Raw genomic sequence first — 19,488 nt, 5'->3', positions numbered from 1 at the left:
ACAGGGGAAAACACGATGTCCAAGTGGTATTACGCCGACGCCGAGCATGCCAGCCAGGGCCCGGTCGACGACACCAGCCTGGTGCGCCTGCGCCTGCAGGGCCAGCTGGGCTGGGAAACGCTGGTCTGGCGCGAGGGAATGAGCGACTGGCGGCCGATGCGCGACTTCGCCGCCGAGCTCGCCCGGGCCGAGGGCGGCGCGCCGCCGCTTCCGCTGGGCGCGGGCCCGGTCAGCGCAGGCGCAAGCGTGGTCCCGAGCGCACCGGCCCATCCGGCGGCGCCGGCAGAACCGGTTTCGCCTTACGCCCCGCCAGTCGCCACGGTCACCGCCGGCACGAGCGTGGTGGCTGGCGGCGAAGTGGTCCATGCCGGCTTCCTGAAGCGCTTCGCGGCGATGGTGATCGACGGCTTCGTCACCGCCGTAGCGTCGTGGGCGATCCAGATTCCGTTGCTGTTGGCGGCCGGCGCGGCCGGCCTGGCGGGCGGGGAACTGTTCGGGGCCGGCAGCTCGCTGGGGCTGCTGCTGCTCTCCTACGGCGTCGGCCTTCTGATCCCGCTGTTCTATTTCGCCTGGATGCATTCGTCGGCCGGCCAGGCCTCGCTGGGCAAGATGGCGGTCGGGATCAAGGTCTGTCGCGGCAGCGGCGAGCGGATCAGCTTCCTGCGCGCGTTTGCCCGTTACGCGGCGTACCTGGGCACCGTCGTGTTCAGCTTGGGCATCGGTGGCCTGGTCTCCGCCTTGACCACCGGCCTGAGCCAGCGCCGCCAGGCGCTGCACGACATGGTCTGCGACACCCTGGTGGTGGACAAATGGGCCTTCACCGACCGCCCCGACCTGCAGCGCCGGGAGCTGGGCGTGGTGACCTGGGTGGTCATCGCGATCGGCGCTGGCCTGCTCGCCCTGGGCCTGCTCGCGATGGTGGCCGCGATCGCAATTCCGGCCATGACCCGCTGAGCGGCTGGGGTTGCGGCCGGACGGGTGGCTTGACACCACCATGCGCGCCGTGATTCCACTATAAATAGCGCCATCCCTGGATGGCGCGGTTTCTTGCGCCCGGGACCTCCCGGGCGTCGTGTTCTTCGAATCCCCGATTTTGGCGCGGCCGACAGGCCCGCCCGGAACCTCCCCCAAAATGCCCAAGCACCTGCTCATCGTCGAATCGCCGGCCAAGGCCAAGACGATCAACAAGTACCTCGGCAAGGACTTCCAGGTCCTTGCCTCGTACGGCCACGTCCGCGACCTGGTGCCCAAGGAGGGCGCGGTCGACCCCGACGACGGCTTCCGCATGCGCTACGAGCTGATCGAGCGCAACGAGAAGCACGTCGAGGCGATCGCCAAGGCGGCGCGCGGCGTCGAGGGCATCTGGCTGGCGACCGACCCGGACCGCGAGGGCGAGGCGATCAGCTGGCACATCGCCGAGATCCTGCGCGAGCGCGGCCTGCTGGAGGGCAAGGACCTGCAGCGCGTGGTGTTCACCGAGATCACGCCGCGCGCGATCAAGGAAGCGATGAGCCAGCCGCGTCCCATCGCCGCCGAGCTGGTCGACGCCCAGCAGGCACGGCGCGCGCTCGACTACCTGGTCGGCTTCAACCTCTCGCCGGTGCTGTGGCGCAAGATCAAGGCCGGCTTGTCGGCCGGGCGCGTGCAGTCGCCGGCGCTGCGCATGATCGTCGAGCGCGAAGAAGAGATCGAGGCGTTCAAGGCGCGCGAGTACTGGACCATCGAGGCCGAGTGCGCGCATCCCTCCCAGGCCTTCAGCGCCAGGCTGATCAAGCTCGACGGCCAGAAGTTCGAACAGTTCACCATCACCGACGGCGAGACCGCCGAGGACGCGCGCAGCCGCATCGCCACTGCCGCCAATGGCGCGCTGCATGTCACCGACGTGGCCAGCAAGGAGCGCAAGCGCCGGCCGTCGCCGCCGTTCACCACCTCGACCCTGCAGCAGGAGGCCGCGCGCAAGCTCGGCTTCACCACGCGCCGGACCATGCAGGTGGCGCAGAAGCTGTACGAGGGCGTCGCGGTTGGCGAGGAAGGCACGGTCGGCCTGATCAGCTACATGCGTACCGACTCGGTGAGCCTGTCGCAGGAGGCGCTGGGCGAGATCCGCGACGTGATCGCGCGCGACTTCGGCACCGCCTCGGTGCCGGACAAGCCCAACGTCTACCAGACCAAGTCCAAGAACGCGCAGGAAGCGCATGAGGCGGTGCGTCCGACCTCGGCGCTGCGCACGCCTTCGCAGGTAGGGCACTTCCTCAGCGACGACGAGCGTCGTCTCTACGAGCTGGTGTGGAAGCGCGCGGTCGCCTCGCAGATGATCCCGGCCACGCTCAATACCGTGACCATCGACCTCGCCGCCGGCGCCGAGCATGGCTTCCGCGCGTCAGGCACCACCGTGGTCGTGTCCGGCTTCCTGGCCGTGTACGAGGAAGGCAAGGACAGCAAGGGCAAGGAAGACGAGGACGAGGGCCGCAAGCTGCCGGCGATGAAGCTTGGCGACCGCATCCCGCTCGACCGCGTCCACACCGACCAGCACTTCACCCAGCCGCCGCCGCGCTTCACCGAGGCCTCGCTGGTCAAGACGCTCGAGGAGTACGGCATCGGCCGTCCCTCCACCTATGCCTCGATCATCCAGACCCTCACCGGCAAGCAGTACGCGCTGCTGGAAGGGCGCGCGTTCAAGCCCACCGACGTGGGCCGCGCGGTCAGCAAGTTCCTGAGCAACCACTTCGCCAAGTACGTCGACTACGACTTCACCGCCAACCTCGAGGACGAGCTCGATGCGGTGAGCCGCGGCGAGGAGGCGTGGGTGCCACTGATGGAACGCTTCTGGGGCCCGTTCAAGGAGCAGGTGGACGACAAGAAGGCCACCCTGGACAAGGCCGATTCGGGCAGCATTCGCGTGCTGGGCGAAGACCCGGCGAGCGGGCGCCAGCTGAGCGCGCGCATCGGCAAGTTCGGGCCGCTGGTGCAGATCGGCAAGGTCGAGGACGAGGACAAGCCACGTTTCGCCTCATTGCGGCCGGGTCAGAGCATCTATTCGATCAGCCTTGAGGAAGCGTTGGAGCTGTTCCAGCTGCCGCGCGTGCTGGGCCAGAACAAGGACGAGGACGTGAGCGTGGGTATCGGCCGCTTCGGCCCCTTCGCCAAGCGCGGCAGCGTCTACGCCTCGCTGACCAAGGAAGACGACCCCTACAAGATCGACCTGGCCCGCGCGGTGTTCCTGATCGACGAGAAGGAAGAGATCGCGCGCAACCGCGTGATCAAGCAGTTCGACGGCAGCGACATCCAGGTGCTCAACGGCCGCTTCGGCCCCTACATCAGCGACGGCCGCCTCAACGGCAAGATCCCGAAGGATCGTGAGCCGGCCTCGCTCACGCTGGAGGAAGTGGTCCGGTTGCTCGAGGAAACCGGCAAGCCTGCGCGGCGCGGCTTCGGGGCGAAGAAGGCGGTCGCCAAGAAGGCGGCCGCGAAGAAGGTGCCGGCCAGGAAGGCGCCCGCCAAGAGCGCTGCGAAGAAGACCGCGAAGAAGGCGACGACAAAGAAGGCGGCCAAGGCCTTGCACCCGCTGTCGAGCGAATTCGAGCCGGCGCGGCCGCTGGTCACGGCGGCGAAGTTCGAGCCCGGCCGCAAGCGCGTGATCAAGAAGAGCGAGGACGCGCCGTTCTAGGCGCGTTGGGGGACGGCAATCGCGGCTGAAGCCGCTCCTACGGGAGTGCCGTGCGTCGCGCTTTTCTGCAGGAGCGGCTTCAGCCGCGACCGTTGCATCACGCCCCCCGCCTGCGGGGCCGTCGCGCCGCCCACTGACATCCACCGCGCCAGTCCCTAAGCTGGCGCCATGCCTGCCTCGCCCCGGATCGCCGAAGCCGTCGCCGCCCTGCGTGGCAGCGGCCTGATCGCCTATCCCACCGAGGGCGTGTGGGGCCTGGGCTGCGATCCCTTCGACGAGGCGGCGGTGCTGCGCCTGCTGGCGCTCAAGCAGCGGTCGCTGGACAAGGGCCTGATCCTGGTCGCCGCATCGACCGCGCAGTTCGATGACCTGGTCGACTGGGACCGCCTGGAGCCTGCCACGCGCGACGAGGTCATTGCCTCCTGGCCTGGCCCGCATACCTGGATCGTGCCGGTCACCGCGCGCGTGCCGCGCTGGATCACCGGCGCCCACCAGGGCGTCGCCGTGCGCGTGAGCGCGCATCCGGTCGTCGCCGCGTTGTGCAGCGGATACGGCAGCGCGCTCGTCTCGACCAGCGCCAACATCGGCGGCCTGCCCGCACCGCGCACGCACGAAGAACTCGCGGCGGATGTCCGCGCCGGAGTGGAGGTGATTGTTGCCGGAGAAACCTCAGGGCTGGCGCAGGCCACCCCGATCCGGGACGCCCGCAGCGGTCGCGTGATCCGCTGAAAAACAAGGGTTTTTTTCAGCGCCCCGTTGCATCGGAAACCAGTTCGAACCGGGGCAATTGCCGCGTCGCACAAATTGTGTTTTATTCGGGCCACGTGGAAGCGCCGTCGGGTAATCGCGCCCTGGGTCCCCGGCTCCGATGCCCACGCCACCCGACCACCACCACGACGACATGACGATGCGGGCACACCCGGATCGGGGCCTCCACGACCCCGCAAGCGAACACGACAGCTGTGGTTTCGGCCTGATCGCCAAGATCCAGGGCGAGCCCGAGCGCGCCATCGTCGACATCGCGCTCGAAGCGCTATCGCGCATGGCGCACCGCGGCGGCGTGGCCGCCGACGGCCTGTCTGGCGATGGCTGCGGCGTGCTGATCCACGGCGCGCAATCCTTCGTCCGCACGCTGGCGCACGAATCCGGTTTCCCACTGCACGAGGGGGCCGTTGCCGCCGGCATGGTGTTCCTGCCGCACGACGATGGCGATGCTTTGATATGCCGCGACACGCTGGCCGCGCAGCTGCGGCGCGAAGGCGTGCGCGTGGCCGGCTGGCGCGAGGTGCCGATCGACCTGGCCGCCTGCGGCAAGCTGGCGCGCGCCACCGTGCCGCGCATCGAGCAGGTCTTCGTCGAGACCGACGAACCCGACACCGCCAAGCTCGAACGCGCGCTGTACCTCGCGCGCCGGCGCAGTGAGGAAGCGCTGGCCGCGCTGGCCGACTTTTACGTGGTCGGGCTGTCGCCGCGGCTGCTCGGCTACAAGGGCATGGTCCTGCCCAGCCACCTGCGCCAGCTGTTCCCGGACCTGTCGCACCCGCAGCTGGCCGCGCGCGCGGTCGTGTTCCACCAGCGCTTCTCCACCAACACCCTGCCGCGCTGGCCGCTGGCGCATCCGTTCCGCAGGCTCGCCCACAACGGCGAGATCAACAGCATCGAGGGCAACCGGCGCTGGGCGCAGGCCCGCAAGCACGTATGGCGCTCGCCGCTGCTGGACGTGTCGGAATTCGAATCGACCGTGACCCTGCACGGCTCGGACTCGCAGTCGCTCGACAACATGCTCGAATGGCTGCTGCTCGGCGGCATGGACCTCCCGCAGGCGATGCGCATCCTGATCCCGCCGGCGACGCAATCGCTGGAGTACAAGGACGCCGACCTCGCCGCGTTCTACGAGTACTACTCGATCAACTCCGAGCCCTGGGATGGCCCGGCCGGCGTGGTGATGTGCGACGGCCGCTTCGCCGCCTGCACGCTCGATCGCAACGGCCTGCGCCCGGCGCGCTGGACGCTCTCGCGCGACGGCGTGTTCCTGATCGCCTCCGAGGCCGGCGTGTGGGACCTGCCGCCCGAGCAGGTGCAGGCCAAGGGCAAGCTGGGTCCCGGCGAGATGATCGCGGTCGACCTCGAGGCCGGGCGCCTGCTCGACAGCGATGCGATCGACGATCTCAACCGCATGCGCGCGCCGTACAAGCAGTGGCTCAAGCGCGGCATGCGCTGGCTGCACACCGAGCTCATCGACCCGGCACTGACCGATGCGCCGTTCACGCCGGAAATGTTGCTGGCGTTCCAGAAGCTGTTCCAGCTCTCGCGCGAGGAGCAGGAGGCGGTGCTGCGGCCGCTGGCCGAGACCGAGCAGGAAGGCATCGGCTCGATGGGCGACGACGTGCCGATGGCCGCGATCAGCCAGCGCGTGCGGCCACTGTACGACTGCTTCCGCCAGGCGTTCGCACAGGTCACCAATCCGCCGATCGATCCATTGCGCGAGGCCTGCGTGATGACGCTCTCCACCCAGATCGGGCGCGAGGGCAACCTGTTCCTCGACCAGGCGGGGAATGTCGATCACGTGATGCTCAACTCGCCGGTGCTGTCGCAGCGCAAGCTGCACCAGCTGCTGGCGCTGCCGCGGTTCGAGTCGCGGCATCGCTACATCGACCTGTACTTCGAGCGGCGCAGCGGACTGCGCACGGCGCTCGCGCGCATCTGCGCCGAAGCCGAGGCCGCGGTGCGCGCGGGCGTGGAACTGCTGATCCTCAGCGACCGCCGGCCGCGCCACGGCCACGCCGCGGTGCACGCGCTGCTGGCCACCGGCGCGGTGCACCTGCATCTGGTGCGGCAGGGACTGCGCTGCGACACCAACCTGATCGTCGAGACCGGCACTGCGCGCGACCCGCACCACTTCGCCTGCCTGATCGGGTTCGGCGCGACCGCGGTCTATCCCTATCTCGCCTACCAGACCCTGGCCGCGCTCGCGCGCCGCGGCCTGCTGGGCGGCAAGACCAGCAACGAGCCGACACAGTTCGGCCGCAGCTACCGCCGCGGCATCAAGAAGGGCCTGCTCAAGATCCTGTCGAAGATGGGCATCGGCAGCATCGCCAGCTATCGCGGCGCGCAGCTGTTCGAGATCGTCGGGCTGGATGAGGCGGTCGTCTCGCTGTGCTTCGAAGGCACGCCTTCGCGCATCAGCGGCGCCGGCTTCGCCCGGCTGGAAGCCGACGCCTGGGCGCTTGCCGCGCACGGCTGGGACGACAACGCCCTGCCCGAGCCAGGCGGGCTGATGCGCTACGTGCACGGCGGCGAATACCACCAGTACAACCCCGACGTGGTGCAGACCCTGCAGCGCGCGGTGCTCACCGGCACGCGCGAGGACTGGAAGGCCTACGCCGACCACGTCGACAAGCGCCCGCCCGCGGCGCTGCGCGACCTGCTGCGCCCGCGCGCGCTGGGCACGCCGGTGCCGCTGGACGAGGTCGAATCCATCGCCTCGATCCTGAAGCGCTTCGACTCCGCGGCGATGAGCCTGGGCGCGCTGTCGCCCGAGGCGCACGAGGCGCTGGCGATCGCCATGAACCGGCTCGGCGGGCGCAGCAACTCCGGCGAGGGCGGCGAGGATCCCGCCCGCCACGGCACGGACAAGCGCAGCAAGATCAAGCAGATCGCCTCGGGCCGCTTCGGCGTCACGCCCGAGTACCTGATCAACGCCGAGGTGCTGCAGATCAAGGTCGCGCAGGGCGCCAAGCCCGGCGAGGGCGGGCAGCTGCCGGGCAGCAAGGTCAATCCGCTGATCGCGCGGCTGCGCTATGCGCGGCCCGGCATCGGCCTGATCTCGCCGCCGCCGCACCACGACATCTATTCGATCGAGGATCTGGCGCAGCTGATCTTCGACCTGCGCCAGGTCAATCCGACCGCGCTGATCTCGGTGAAGCTGGTCTCACACGCGGGCGTGGGCACCATCGCGGCGGGCGTGGTCAAGGCCGGCGCCGACCTGATCACCATCTCCGGCCACGACGGCGGCACCGGTGCCAGCCCGCTCGGTTCGATCCGCTATGCCGGCGCGCCCTGGGAGCTGGGCCTGTCGGAGGCGCGCCAGGCGCTGCAGGCCAACGAGCTGCGTGAGCGCGTGCTGCTGCAGACCGACGGCGGGCTCAAGACCGGGCTGGACGTGGTCAAGGCGGCGATGCTGGGCGCCGACAGCTTCGGCTTCGGCACCGCGCCGATGATCGCGCTGGGCTGCAAGTACCTGCGCATCTGCCACCTCAACAACTGTGCCACCGGCATCGCCACCCAGGACGAGCGCCTGCGCTCGGCCCACTTCACCGGGCTGCCGGAGCGCGTCGAGAACTTCTTCCGCAACGTCGCCCAGGACGTGCGCGAACTGCTGGCGGCGCTGGGCGCGCGTTCGCTGGACGAGATCATCGGCCGCACCGACCTGCTCGAGCAGCACCTGCGGCATACGCGCGAGGACGTCGACATCGACCTGTCGCGGATGCTGGCGCGCGATGCCGCGCAGCCGGCCGCGTATTGCGGCGCGCCCGCACTGCAGGCGCCGCCGGACGGACTGGCCGCGCGCCTGGACGCGGCGCTGTCGGGCGCGATCGAGCGCGCAGAAGGCGGCGAACACGTCGACACCATCCGCAACACCGACCGCAGCATCGGCACACGCTTGTCCGGGCTGATCGCACGCCACCATGGCAACGCCGGCATGGCGGCGCGTCCGCTCACGCTGCGCCTGACCGGCAGCGCCGGACAGAGCTTCGGCGCGTTCAACGCCGGCGGCCTGCGCCTGCAGCTGGAGGGCGAAGCCAACGACTACGTCGGCAAGGGCATGGCCGGCGGCCGCATCGTGCTCTCGCCGCCGCGTGGCAGCGCATTCGAGTCTCGGCATACGCCGATCCTGGGCAACACCTGCCTGTACGGTGCCACCGGCGGCGAGCTGTACGCGGCCGGACGCGCCGGCGAACGCTTCGCGGTGCGCAACTCCGGCGCGGTGGCGGTGGTCGAGGGCGCGGGCGACCACTGCTGCGAGTACATGACCGGCGGCACGGTGGTCGTGCTGGGCCGCACCGGCCTGAACTTCGGCGCCGGCCTCACCGGCGGCCTGGCCTACGTGCTCGACCTGGACCGCGATTTCGTCGACCGCTACAACCATGAGCTGATCGACATCGTGCGCATCTCGCCCGAGAGCTTCGACAACCACCGCCAGCACCTGACCGAGCTGGTGCAGGAACATGCAAGCCTCACCGGCAGCGCCTGGAGCGCGCGCATCCTCGACGAGTTCCGCGACTTCGTCGGCAAGTTCTGGCTGGTCAAGCCCAAGGCGGCAAGCCTCGAGGCGCTGGCGCACGAGTTGCGCAGGGCGGCGTGATGGAAATCGTGATTCGTGATTCGTTGTGGGTGTTCGGAACCAGCAAGGGCATGGCGACCCGGCACGTCGCCGGCACGCCTCCCGCGTGCGGCGGTTTCGCACGCGCTGTTCCCGACCACCCGTCACGAATACAAGAATCACGGCCCCGCCATGAGCAAGAAGCAGGTTTTCCAGTTCCTTGATGTTCCGCGCGACATGCCGCGCAAGGTGCCGCTGCAGCTGCGCACCGACGGCGACTGGAACGAACTGTACGGCCAGTTCGGCCAGGCCGAGGCGGTGCACCAGGCCGGCCGCTGCCTGGACTGCGGCAACCCGTACTGCGAGGTCAAGTGCCCGGTGCACAACTACATCCCCAACTGGCTGGCGCTGGTGGAGGAAGGCCGCATCCTGGAGGCGGCGGCCCTGTGCCACGAAACCAATCCGCTGCCCGAGATGTGCGGACGCGTGTGCCCGCAGGACCGGCTGTGCGAAGGCGCCTGCACCCTCAACGCCGGCTTCGGCGCGGTGACGATCGGCGCGGTCGAGAAGTACATCGTCGACACCGCCTTCGAGCAGGGCTGGCGACCGGACCTGTCCAAGGTGGTCGCCACCGGCAATCGCGTGGCGGTGATCGGCGCGGGTCCCGCCGGCCTGGCCTGCGCCGACCGGCTCGCGCGCGCCGGCATCGCCGCGACCGTGTTCGACCGCTATGAGCAGATCGGCGGGCTGATGCAGTTCGGCATCCCCAGCTTCAAGCTCGACAAGTCGGTGATCGCGACGCGCCGCGACGTGCTGGAGGAGATGGGCGTGCGCTTCAGGCTGGGCGTGGAGGTGGGCCGCGACGTGGCCATCGGCACGCTGCTGTCGGAGTACGACGCGGTGTTCCTCGGCCTGGGCGCCTACCGCTATACCGACGGCGGCCTGCCGGGGCAGGACCTGCCCGGCGTGCTGCCGGCGCTGCCGTTCCTGGTGCAGCACGGGCGCATCGTCACCGGCCGCGAGCCGCAGGGCCGGCCGATCGCCGGCTGGGAGGACAGCCTGGCGCTGCCCGACCTGTCCGGCAAGCGCGTGGTCGTGCTGGGCGGCGGCGACACCGGCATGGACTGCGTGCGTTCGGCGATCCGCCTGGGCGCGGCCAGCGTCACCTGCGCCTACCGCCGCGACGAGGCCAACATGCCCGGCTCGGCGCGCGAGGTGGCCAACGCGCGCGAGGAAGGCGTGCGCTTCCTGTTCAATCGCCAGCCGCTGGCGGTCGAGAGCGCGGACGGCCAGCGCCTCGACGGCGTGCGCGTGGTCGAGACCCGGCTGGGCGAGCCCGATGCCAATGGCCGCCGCAATGCGGTCGCCATTGCCGGCAGCGAGTCGCTGCTGGACGCGGACGTGGTGATCATTGCCTTCGGCTTCTCGCCGCGGCCGCCGGAATGGCTGGCGTCGCTGGGGGTGAAGGCGCGCGAGAACGGCCGCCTCATCGTCGGTGGCGACGACCGCCTGCCCTACCAGACCTCGCATCCGCGCCTGTTCGCCGGCGGCGACTGCGTGCGCGGCGCCGACCTGGTGGTGACCGCGGTGAAGGAAGGCCGCGATGCTGCGGCGGCCATCGCACGCCTGCTGCGCAGCCAGGCACAGCCGGCCGCCGCGCTCGACGCGGCCTGAGCGGCGGACCGCATCGCCGCTGACGCACGCACCGGCGCCGCGTTTGCACGGGCCGCCACGCAGCTGCAAGATGGCCGCATGCGCCCGCTCCTGTCCTGCTGTCTGCTGTGCGTGCTGTTCGCAGTTGCGGGCCCCGCCCGCGGGGCCGATCCGGTCATGGTCCATCGCTGCGTCGACGCACGCGGCCACGTGACCCTGGGCGACGTGCCCTGCGCCGACGGCAGCACCGGGCAGACGCTGGAGATGCAGCGGCCCACCGATGGCGAGCCGCTGAACCGGGCGTCGCCGAGGACGGCGCCACCGCCACCTCCGCCAGCGCTGGCAGTGACCGCACGCACGCCGCAGCCGATGTACGAATGCGTGACCCCCGACGGTGAGCGCTATACCAGCGAAACCGGCGAAGGCAATCCGCGCTGGGTGCCGCTGTGGACGCTGGGATACCGCAGCGACTGGCGTCCGGGCGACCCGACGCCCCGCGCCGGCAGCAGCGCATTGGGCGACTACTACGCCAATCGGCCGCTCGGCGGTCGGGTGGGCGCGCCGACGCCCAAGCCCGATCCACCTCCTCCCGGCAGCGGACGCCCGGGCCGGCCCGGGCACCCGCATCGTCCCGGCGACGGCGGCTTCGGCGGCTACGGCGGGGCGGGTACCTGGGTGCGCGACACCTGCCATGCCCTGCCCCAGGGCGAGGTGTGCTCGCGCCTGGTCGATCGTCGCGGGCAGATCCGGCAGCGCTTCTTCAACGCCCAGGAGCGCGAGCGCGACACGCTGCGCGTCGAGGAACGCGGCATCAACGCACGGTTCGCCGCCGACTGCGCGAACCACTGATGCGCCGGTCCGCCTGCCTGGCCGCCGTCCTGCTGCTGTGCGCGTCGATCGCGCCCGCGCAGGACGCCAGCACCATCTACCGCTGCACCGCCGCCAGCGGCGAGGTCACGATCCAGAACGGCACGCCCTGCCCGGCCGGGAGCAAGCAGGAGATCCGCAAGGTCCAAGCCCTGCCGACCCGTCCCGCGCCGCCGCCCGCCGCCCTCGTGGTCGCCGAGGAGCCGCCGGCCTGGGCGCCCCCGCCGCTGTCCGACTTCGAGCAGGTTGCCGGACCGCAGGACGAGCCGATCACCGGGCCACCGCGCCCCGACCTGCCGCGCCCCGCGCGGATTGCCGAGGACGCCCGCCTGCCTCCTCCGCCGATCTACCAGTGCGAGAGCTGGGACAACGACAGCTACGTCAGCGAGGATCACTCGCCCGGCCCGCGCTGCGTGCGCCTGGACACCGGCGGCGTGGGCGAGGCCTGCGAGAACCGCTACGACGTGTGCGCCCGCGTCGGCCAGAAGGCCGAGTGCGGCGCGTGGAAGCGCCGCCAGCGCGAGATCGAGTCCTCCTGGCGTCACGCCCGCGGGCAGGACAAGCCGCGCCTGCAGGAAGACTTCGCGCGGGTCACCCGCATCCTCACCGATTCCAGCTGCGCCCTGCCGCCCTGATCTGCGGGCTCGGCCCTTCCACGCCACGACACGCGCTACAGCCAGCGCGGCACCGCCTCACGGTAGTCGAGGTAGTCGCGGCCGAACCGCGAATGCAGCGCCGCCTCTTCCCATGGAATGATCGCGCGTCTCAGGACCCACAGCGGCAGCGGCAACGTCGCCAGCGCCCAGTGCAGGTCGTACATCAGCGCCAGGCCGACATAGCTGGCCAGCAGGCCGATGTAGACCGGGTTGCGCGTGCGCCGGAACGGACCGGCCCGCACCAGGCCGCTGGGCGCGCCGCCCGGCATGATCGTGGTGCGTCGGCGTGCGAACAGCGCGAAGCTCCACAGCACCAGCAGCAGCCCGCCATTGGCCAGCAACGTGCCCGCCACTTCCAGCCCATCGCGCAGCGCGCCCTGCGGCACCGGCAGGCCCATCGTGGTCTGCAGCACCGCACCGGCGGCAAAGGCCAGCACGCAGTGCAGCGGCGAGGTCGAGCGCACCAGCCAGGGTGCATCGCTGCGCGTTGCGCCCGCAGGCGCGATGTCAGAACCCATGCCGCAGGAAGCCCCCGTCCACGGCGATGCATTCACCGGTGATGTAGGCGGCCGCTGGCAGGCACAGGAACGCGACCGCGGCGGCCACCTCCTCGGGCTCGCCTATGCGTCCCATCGGCGTGCGCAGCAGCACCTCGTCCAGGTAGTCGGGATCGGACAGCTTGTCGGAGGTGCGGCGCGTGCGGATGTACCACGGCGCCACCGCGTTCACGCGCACACCGTCCTCGGCCCATTCGACCGCGAGGTTGCGCGTCATCTGGTGCATCGCCGCCTTGCTCATGCCGTAGGGCGCGCCGCTGCGCACATGGGTCAGCCCCGACACACTGCCCACGTTGACGATGGACGAGACCGCGTGCCGGGTGAGCAGCGGATGCGCGTAGCGCGAGAGTTCGAAGGCGCTGAACACGTTGACCTCGAAGATCTCGCGCCACTGGTCCTCGGTGTAGTCGTTGGCGGCGCGGGTGAGGTTGCCACCGGCGTTGTTGACCAGGATGTTGAGGCCATCGCCCTGGTCCTCGACCCAGTCCAGCACCTCGCGCCGCTGTTCCTCGTCGACGACGTCGCCGATGAAGGCGCGGATGTCGCCGTCGGGACGCTCCTCGGCCAGTTCGTCGCGCGCGGCCTCCAGCGCATCGCCGTTGCGCGCGACGATCAGCACGGTCGCGCCGAAGCCCAGCAGTTCGCGCGCGATCGCGCGACCGATGCCGGCGCTGCCGCCGGTCACCAGCGCAAGCTGCCCATCCAGGCGCCAGCGATGCGGATCCATGTGCATTCCCCTTGATGTGACCGGCGTAGCATAGCGCCGGGATACACACTGGAGGCCGCCATGCACGCCATCCGCCGACTGGCCATGCTCGCCGCGCTGCTCGGGTGCGCAGCCTGCGCGCCACCGCCCGACCCGACTGATGAGACGCCGCCAGCACCGCAGGCGGCTGCGGCACGGGATGCAGGCAAGGGCTGAGGTTCCGCGCCAGGCAGGCACGCAGCGACCTGCCGGTACGCGCATGCTCGGGCGGTGGGACCGTGGTTGCGGCAGTGGCTCGCCGCGCCGCGCCCTGACCTGTGGTGCGGCGAGGGCGCTCAGGGGCTGCGCGAGGCCTCGTCGAAGACGATGAAGATCACCAGGTCATCGTCGCCCAGCTGGCGCAGCGCGTGGCTGTCGCCGTTGCGGGTGAGGATGGCATCGCCCTGCCCGACTTCGCGCGTCGCGCCGTTGAGCGTCAGTTCGCCGCGGCCCGAGAGTACGTAGTAGATCTCGTCCTTGTCGTTGACGTGTGCGCCGATGGTCGCGCCGGCATGCAGGGCGCGCTTGCGGAACATCAGGTCGAAGCCGGTCGCATTGGCGAAGAAGGGATACGCGGTGGTCGTCCCCTCGCCTTCGTGGGGTCCGGGCTGCTGCGAGGCGATGTCGCGCTCGTTGACCACGACCGAGGGTGACACCTGCGCAGATGCGGGCGCTTCAACGCGGCGGCAGTCCTCCGGCGTCACCTCGCGCACGGGCGCACGGGCATCGGCCGCGCGCCATCCGGCGGCGACCAGGCAGGCCACGAGCTGCGCGCCGGCGGCGCTGAAATGGGTGTCGTCGGCCTGCTTCTGCGCCGGCACGTGCATGAAGTAGGGCTTCGATCCCGCGTCACCGGCGTCTCGCAGCCAGTCCATGCTCAGGGCATTGAGGTCGACCAGCGCGACGTGTTCGCGCCGGGCCAGCTCGCGCACCGCCTGCGGATACGGTCCGTGCGTGTCGAGCAACTGGTTGCCGTCGAACTTGCGGCGCGCCACCGGCGTGACCAGCACCGGCGTGGCGCCACGGTCGCGGGCCAGCTCGACATGGCGCATCAGCCAGCGCGGGTACTCGACCAGCGGTTCGCTGTAGCGTGTCGGGTCCTCGAGTTTGGCGTCGTTGTGTCCGAACTGGATCAGCAGCACGTCGCCTTCGCCGAGCTCGGCGGCGATCGCGTCGAGCCAGCCCTGCTCGATGAAGCTGCGCGCACTGCGCCCGCTCTGCGCGTGGTTGCGCACCTCCACGCCATCGGCCAGGTAGTGGTGCAGCTGCATGCCCCAGCCTTCGCGCGGCGCGCGTTCGGGCGGGTAGGCGCTGGCGGTGGAGTCGCCGGCGATGAACACCCGCGGCGGCGCGGCGTGGGCGCTGGCGATACCTGCGAAGCACAGGACGCCGCACGCAGCCAGGGCTTTCAGGTCAGGCAGCATCACGGCCCCTTGAAGGCTGCGCCGACGTTCAATGCATCAGCGGACGTCGGAACGAACGGCGGCGTGCCGTACACGCGGCAGGAAAGAAAAAGTGGAACGGGCGGATGGCCACATCGGGGAGGACGTCGATCCCTCCGCCCGTTCCGGACAACACTCAGCGCGCCAGCCAGCCGCCGTCCACGGGGATCACCGCGCCGTTGACATAGTCCGAGGCGCGGCTGGCCAGGAACACCGCGGTGCCGCCGAGGTCGGACGGCTCGCCCCAGCGCGCGGCGGGGATGCGGTCGAGGATGGCCCTGTTGCGATCGGCATCCGCGCGCAGCTGCGCGGTGTTGTCGGTGGCCATGTAGCCCGGCGCGATCGCGTTGATGTTCACGCCCTTCGCGCCCCACTCGTTGGCCAGCAGCCGGGTGATGCCGGCGATGCCGCTCTTGGACGCGGTGTACGAGGGCACGCGGATTCCGCCCTGGAACGACAGCATCGAGGCGATGTTGATGATCTTGCCGCTGCCCTGGGCGATGAAGTGGCGCCCCGCCGCCTGCGACATGAAGAACGCGGACTTGATGTTGACGTTCATCACGTCGTCCCAGTCCTTCTCGCTGAAGTCCACCGCGTCGGCGCGGCGGATCAGGCCCGCGTTGTTGACCAGGATGTCGAGCCCGCCGAGCTGGGCGATGGTTTCCTGCACCAGCCGCTCCACCGGCTCGATCGAGATCAGGTTGGCGTCGAGGTTGAGGAAACGACGCCCGAGTGCGCGCACCTTTTCACCGGTTTCGGTCGCTTCCACGATGCCGGCGCCGGCGATGTCGGCGCCCGCTTCGGCCAGCGCCAGGGCGATGCCCTGGCCGAGACCGGTGTTGGCGCCGGTGACCAGCGCGACCTTGCCTTCCAGACTGAAGGGATTGCCTGCCACGTTGTAGCCTCCTGGGTCGTCTTACTTGAGCTGGCAGATGTCCAGCACGTGCATGTCGGTGTAGTCGAGGTTTTCGCCGCCCATTGCCCAGATGAAGGCGTAGTTGGACGTGCCCGAACCCATGTGGATCGACCACGGCGGCGAGATCACCGCCTCGTCGTTGCCCATCACGATGTGGCGCTGCGCATCGGGCTCACCCATGAAGTGGTAGACGCGGTCGTTCTCGCCGAGGTCGAAGTAGAAATAGATTTCGCTGCGGCGGTCGTGCAGGTGCGGCGGCATGGTGTTCCAGACGCTGCCGGACTTGAGCACGGTCAGGCCCAGCAGCAGCTGCGAGGATTGGCAGGTGGCGGGCACGATGTACTGGTAGATGGTGCGTTCGTTGCTGGTTTCCAGCGCGCCGCGGTCGAGCGCGACGGCGTCCTTGATCGACAGCGCCTTGGTCTCGAAGCGCGCATGCGCGGGCGTCGAGGTGAGGTAGAACTTGGCGGGGTTTGCTGCATCGTCGGAAGCGAACGACACATCGGTGCTGCCCATCGCCACGTACAGCCCGTCCTTCGGGCCAAGCACGTACTCGGTGCCGTCGACGGTGACCTTGCCCGCACCGGCGCCGACGTTGATCACGCCCAGCTCGCGGCGCTCGAGGAAGGGGTGGCCCTTGGCGGACTCGGGCTCGGTCTGGCGCGGCAGCTCGACCGCCTTCGATACTGGCGCGGCACCGCCGATCACGAAGCGCTCGTTGTGCGAATAATTGAGCTGCACCGTGTCCGCGACGAACAGGTCGCCGACCAGGTAGCGGTCGCGCAGTTGGTCGTTGCTGGCGCCATCCATCATGTCGGGATGGGTGGCGTGATAGGTCTTGCTGAACATGGCAGGGCTCCGTGGTGCGGAGGCCGGCGTGGCCGGCCAGATGAATCGAACGGGGATGAGTCTACCCATTCTGGTAACCGGTGTCATACCGCACTGCGGCACGGTCTGTTCTGGCGTTTCCGTTGGCATCCGGCCCGCATCGCGCGTGCCTTGACCGCCAGTTCGCTGCCTGGGGCTTGCCTGCAGGCATGCGCGCGCCCACGGGCTTGGCCGGCGCCGCGCCGGCATGCGCGGCTGGCGCGGGATTGACCGGCTTCGCCGTTGAAATGCCCTTCTCCCTTCGGTCGAAATGACAGTCGCTACAGCTTTGGCCCGGGCAAGCGGCTACCTGCCGATAGGCCGCAGAGGGCGGGCGCTGGCCGCTACGCCGGCGGCTGGCAGGAGTCGCGGATCACCAGGTGCGGGCGCACGCTCGAGAGCGGACGCGCGCCGGGTTCGCTCTGCAGCAGCATCGCCGCGGCCATGCGGCCGGTATCGCGCGTGTCGCGGCGCACCGAGGTCAGCGGCGGCCACAGCCGCGAGGCCAGCGGGCTGTCGTCGTAGCCCACCACCGACAGCTGCTGCGGGATCTGGATGCCGGTACGCAGCGCGACCCGGTAGACGCCCGCGGCCATCTCGTCATTGCCGCAGAAGATCGCGGTCGGGCGCTTCTTCGCGCCAAGCAGCTTTTCGGCAGCGGCCAGGCCGGACTCGAAGGTGTAGCCGGCTTCCACCAGCCGCGCCTTGGGCAGCTCGATGCCGCGGCGCTGCAGCGCGCCGACGAACCCTTCGGTGCGCTCGATCGCCGAGCGGTAGGCGACCGGACCGGTGATCATCGCCATGTCGCGATGGCCCAGGCTCTGCAGGTAGTCCGCCACCTCGGCCGCGCCGTCGCGGTCGTGGGTGACCACCATCTTCTCCGGGCCGTCCAGCGACACCGCCGCGATGCGCGCGTAGCGGCAGCCGATTTCGTTGAGCATGTCGCACAGCGACTGGTCTTCCGACACGCGCGGCACCAGCATCACGCCGTGCAGTTTCTGCAGCTGCACGAAGCGTCGCACCCCGGTCACGTAATCCGGGCTGCGGCTGTCGCAGGGATGCACCACCAGCTCGAAACCCGAGTCGCGCAGCGCATCGAGCGCGCCGTACTGGATGTCGACGATGTACTGCGCGGTCGGGTTGTCGTAGATCATCCCGATCAGGAACGAGCGGCGGAACGCCAGCCCCCGCGCCATCGGGTCGGGCACGTAGCTGACCTCGCGCATCAGCGCCTCGACCTTCTCGCGCGTATCGGCGCGCACCAGCGGCGAGCGGTTGATGATGCGCGACACGGTCTTCTTCGACACCCCGGCCAGCCGGGCGATGTCGTTGATGGTGGCGGCCTTGCCCGGTGCCAGCCAGGCTTTGTCTTCCTTGGGATTGCGCGACATACGGGTCCTGCCCGGCCTGATACCGGTGTCCAAGCAGTCTAGCGCGGGGCGGCCGGAATTGCGGAGCGCCCCCGGGGCACGGGCGCGCCGCTCAGCCGGCGCCCTGCCGCCGTCCAGTCAGGAACGCAGCAGCGCCGGCAGCCACAGCGACATCTGCGGGAACAGCACCACCGCCAGCAGCACCCCCAGCCCGGCCAGCCAGAACGGCCAGATCGAGCGCAGGCTCTCGGCAATGGTGATCTTGCCGATCGCGGTGCCGACGAACAGCACCGAGCCCACCGGCGGCGTCACCAGGCCCAGGCCGCCGGTCAGCACCAGCACCATGCCAAAGTGCACCGGGTGGACGCCGTAGGCCTTGGCCACCGGCAGGAAGATCGGCGTGCAGATGAGGATCATCGGCGCCAGGTCCATGAAGGTGCCCAGCAGCAGCAGGATCAGCACGATCAGCAGCAGCGCCGTGTACTTGCTGTCGGCGATGGACTGCAGCGCCTCAACCGCCGTCACCGGCACCTGCAGGTAGGCCAGCAGCCAGCCGAACGCGGCCGCGCATGCGATCACGAACAGGATCACGCCGGTGGTGCGCGAGGCATGCACGATGGTCTGGACGAACACGCGCCACGGCAGCTGCCGGTACAGCACCACCGTCACCAGCAGCGCGTACACCACCGCCACCGCCGCGCTCTCGACCGCGGTGAACACGCCGGCACGGATGCCGATGAAGATCAGCGCGACCAGGCCCAGCCCGGGCAGTGCCGACACAAATCGCAGCAGCACCGCGCGCTTGCCCGGGAAGGGTTCGGTGCCGTAACCGCGGCGGCGCGCAACGATGTAGCCGGTGAGCATCAGCACCGCGGTCATCAGCAGCGCCGGCACGATGCCGCCGGCGAACAGGTCGGCGATCGAGATGCCGCCGCCGGCCGCGGCCGAATACAGGATCAGGTTGTGCGAGGGCGGCACCAGCAGCGCCACCAGCGCAGCGGTGATGCTGACGTTGACGGCGAAGTCGCGGTCGTAGCCGCGCTTGATCATCTGCGGGATCATCGTGCCGCCGACCGCCGAGACGTCGGCGATTGCCGAGCCCGACACGCCGCCGAAGAACAGCGACGACAGCACCGACACCTGCCCCAGGCCGCCGCGCACGCGGCCGACCAGGCCGGCGGCCAGCGCGATCAGGCGTTCGGAAATCCCGCCGCGCATCATGATCTCGCCGGCGAAGATGAAGAGCGGGATCGCGATCAACGAAGCGGTGCCGATGCCGGCACCCACCTGCTGCACCAGCACCACCGCCGGCAGGTCGAGGTAAAGCAGCGCCGCCAACGAGCCCGCGGCCAGCGCGAACGCCACCGGCACGCCCATCACCAGCAGCGCGATGAATACGAAGAACAGGATTGCGATGCCCATGGC

At 70.0% G+C, this 19,488-nt stretch carries 14 protein-coding genes; 7 read left to right on the top strand and 7 right to left on the bottom strand.

Features of this window, described 5'->3' with window-relative positions; all coding sequences use genetic code 11:
• Positions 1–15 precede the first annotated feature (15 nt).
• The 7 genes from ACW5DW_RS02000 to ACW5DW_RS01970 all read left to right on the top strand — a co-directional run bounded on the left by ACW5DW_RS02000 (position 16) and on the right by ACW5DW_RS01970 (position 12,145).
• Entirely contained in the window at positions 16–954 is a 939-nt protein-coding gene (locus ACW5DW_RS02000; protein ID WP_457017035.1) for an RDD family protein, read from the top strand.
• Between the two features lie 178 nt (positions 955–1,132).
• Positions 1,133–3,667, top strand: coding sequence for a DNA topoisomerase I (locus tag ACW5DW_RS01995; protein WP_457017034.1), 2,535 nt, complete (start codon positions 1,133–1,135; stop codon positions 3,665–3,667).
• 168 nt (positions 3,668–3,835) lie between these two features.
• Positions 3,836–4,396, top strand: a complete 561-nt coding sequence (locus ACW5DW_RS01990) for a Sua5/YciO/YrdC/YwlC family protein (protein ID WP_457017033.1) — start codon at positions 3,836–3,838, stop codon at positions 4,394–4,396.
• A 172-nt stretch (positions 4,397–4,568) separates the two neighbouring features.
• On the top strand, positions 4,569–9,032 hold the full coding sequence (gltB, locus tag ACW5DW_RS01985) for a glutamate synthase large subunit (protein WP_457018375.1): 4,464 nt from the start codon (positions 4,569–4,571) through the stop codon (positions 9,030–9,032).
• A gap of 150 nt (positions 9,033–9,182) precedes the next feature.
• Entirely contained in the window at positions 9,183–10,664 is a 1,482-nt protein-coding gene (locus ACW5DW_RS01980; RefSeq protein ID WP_457017031.1) for an FAD-dependent oxidoreductase, read from the top strand.
• A 156-nt stretch (positions 10,665–10,820) separates the two neighbouring features.
• Positions 10,821–11,492 (top strand): DUF4124 domain-containing protein, encoded by a 672-nt coding sequence (locus tag ACW5DW_RS01975; RefSeq protein WP_457017029.1) that lies wholly within the window; start codon positions 10,821–10,823, stop codon positions 11,490–11,492.
• On the top strand, positions 11,492–12,145 hold the full coding sequence (locus ACW5DW_RS01970) for a DUF4124 domain-containing protein (RefSeq protein ID WP_457017027.1): 654 nt from the start codon (positions 11,492–11,494) through the stop codon (positions 12,143–12,145). Before ACW5DW_RS01975 ends, ACW5DW_RS01970 begins: the two co-directional genes overlap by 1 nt.
• A 35-nt stretch (positions 12,146–12,180) precedes the next feature.
• On the opposite strand, the gene ACW5DW_RS01965 is transcribed toward ACW5DW_RS01970, so the two are convergent.
• From ACW5DW_RS01965 to ACW5DW_RS01935, 7 genes are all read right to left on the bottom strand, one after another.
• Complete coding sequence (locus ACW5DW_RS01965; RefSeq protein ID WP_457017025.1) at positions 12,181–12,684, bottom strand: methyltransferase family protein; 504 nt, start codon at positions 12,682–12,684, stop codon at positions 12,181–12,183.
• Positions 12,674–13,450: an SDR family oxidoreductase gene (locus ACW5DW_RS01960; protein WP_457017024.1), complete on the bottom strand. Its 777-nt coding sequence runs from the start codon at positions 13,448–13,450 to the stop codon at positions 12,674–12,676. The genes ACW5DW_RS01965 and ACW5DW_RS01960 overlap by 11 nt, the downstream gene beginning before the upstream one ends.
• A gap of 314 nt (positions 13,451–13,764) precedes the next feature.
• Complete coding sequence (locus ACW5DW_RS01955; protein ID WP_457017022.1) at positions 13,765–14,892, bottom strand: GDSL-type esterase/lipase family protein; 1,128 nt, start codon at positions 14,890–14,892, stop codon at positions 13,765–13,767.
• A 154-nt stretch (positions 14,893–15,046) separates the two neighbouring features.
• On the bottom strand, positions 15,047–15,805 hold the full coding sequence (gene kduD, locus ACW5DW_RS01950) for a 2-dehydro-3-deoxy-D-gluconate 5-dehydrogenase KduD (RefSeq protein WP_457017020.1): 759 nt from the start codon (positions 15,803–15,805) through the stop codon (positions 15,047–15,049).
• 21 nt (positions 15,806–15,826) lie between these two features.
• Entirely contained in the window at positions 15,827–16,675 is an 849-nt protein-coding gene (gene kduI, locus ACW5DW_RS01945) for a 5-dehydro-4-deoxy-D-glucuronate isomerase (protein ID WP_457017018.1), read from the bottom strand.
• Between the two features lie 362 nt (positions 16,676–17,037).
• Positions 17,038–18,084: a LacI family DNA-binding transcriptional regulator gene (locus ACW5DW_RS01940; protein WP_457017016.1), complete on the bottom strand. Its 1,047-nt coding sequence runs from the start codon at positions 18,082–18,084 to the stop codon at positions 17,038–17,040.
• Between the two features lie 117 nt (positions 18,085–18,201).
• Positions 18,202–19,485, bottom strand: a complete 1,284-nt coding sequence (locus ACW5DW_RS01935) for a TRAP transporter large permease (RefSeq protein ID WP_457017015.1) — start codon at positions 19,483–19,485, stop codon at positions 18,202–18,204.
• Positions 19,486–19,488: the final 3 nt, after the last annotated feature.

The organism is Luteimonas sp. A482 (genome assembly GCF_054072655.1).
The sequence above is the reverse complement of the archived record's forward strand: the minus strand, read 5'-3'. Positions and strand labels throughout refer to the sequence as shown.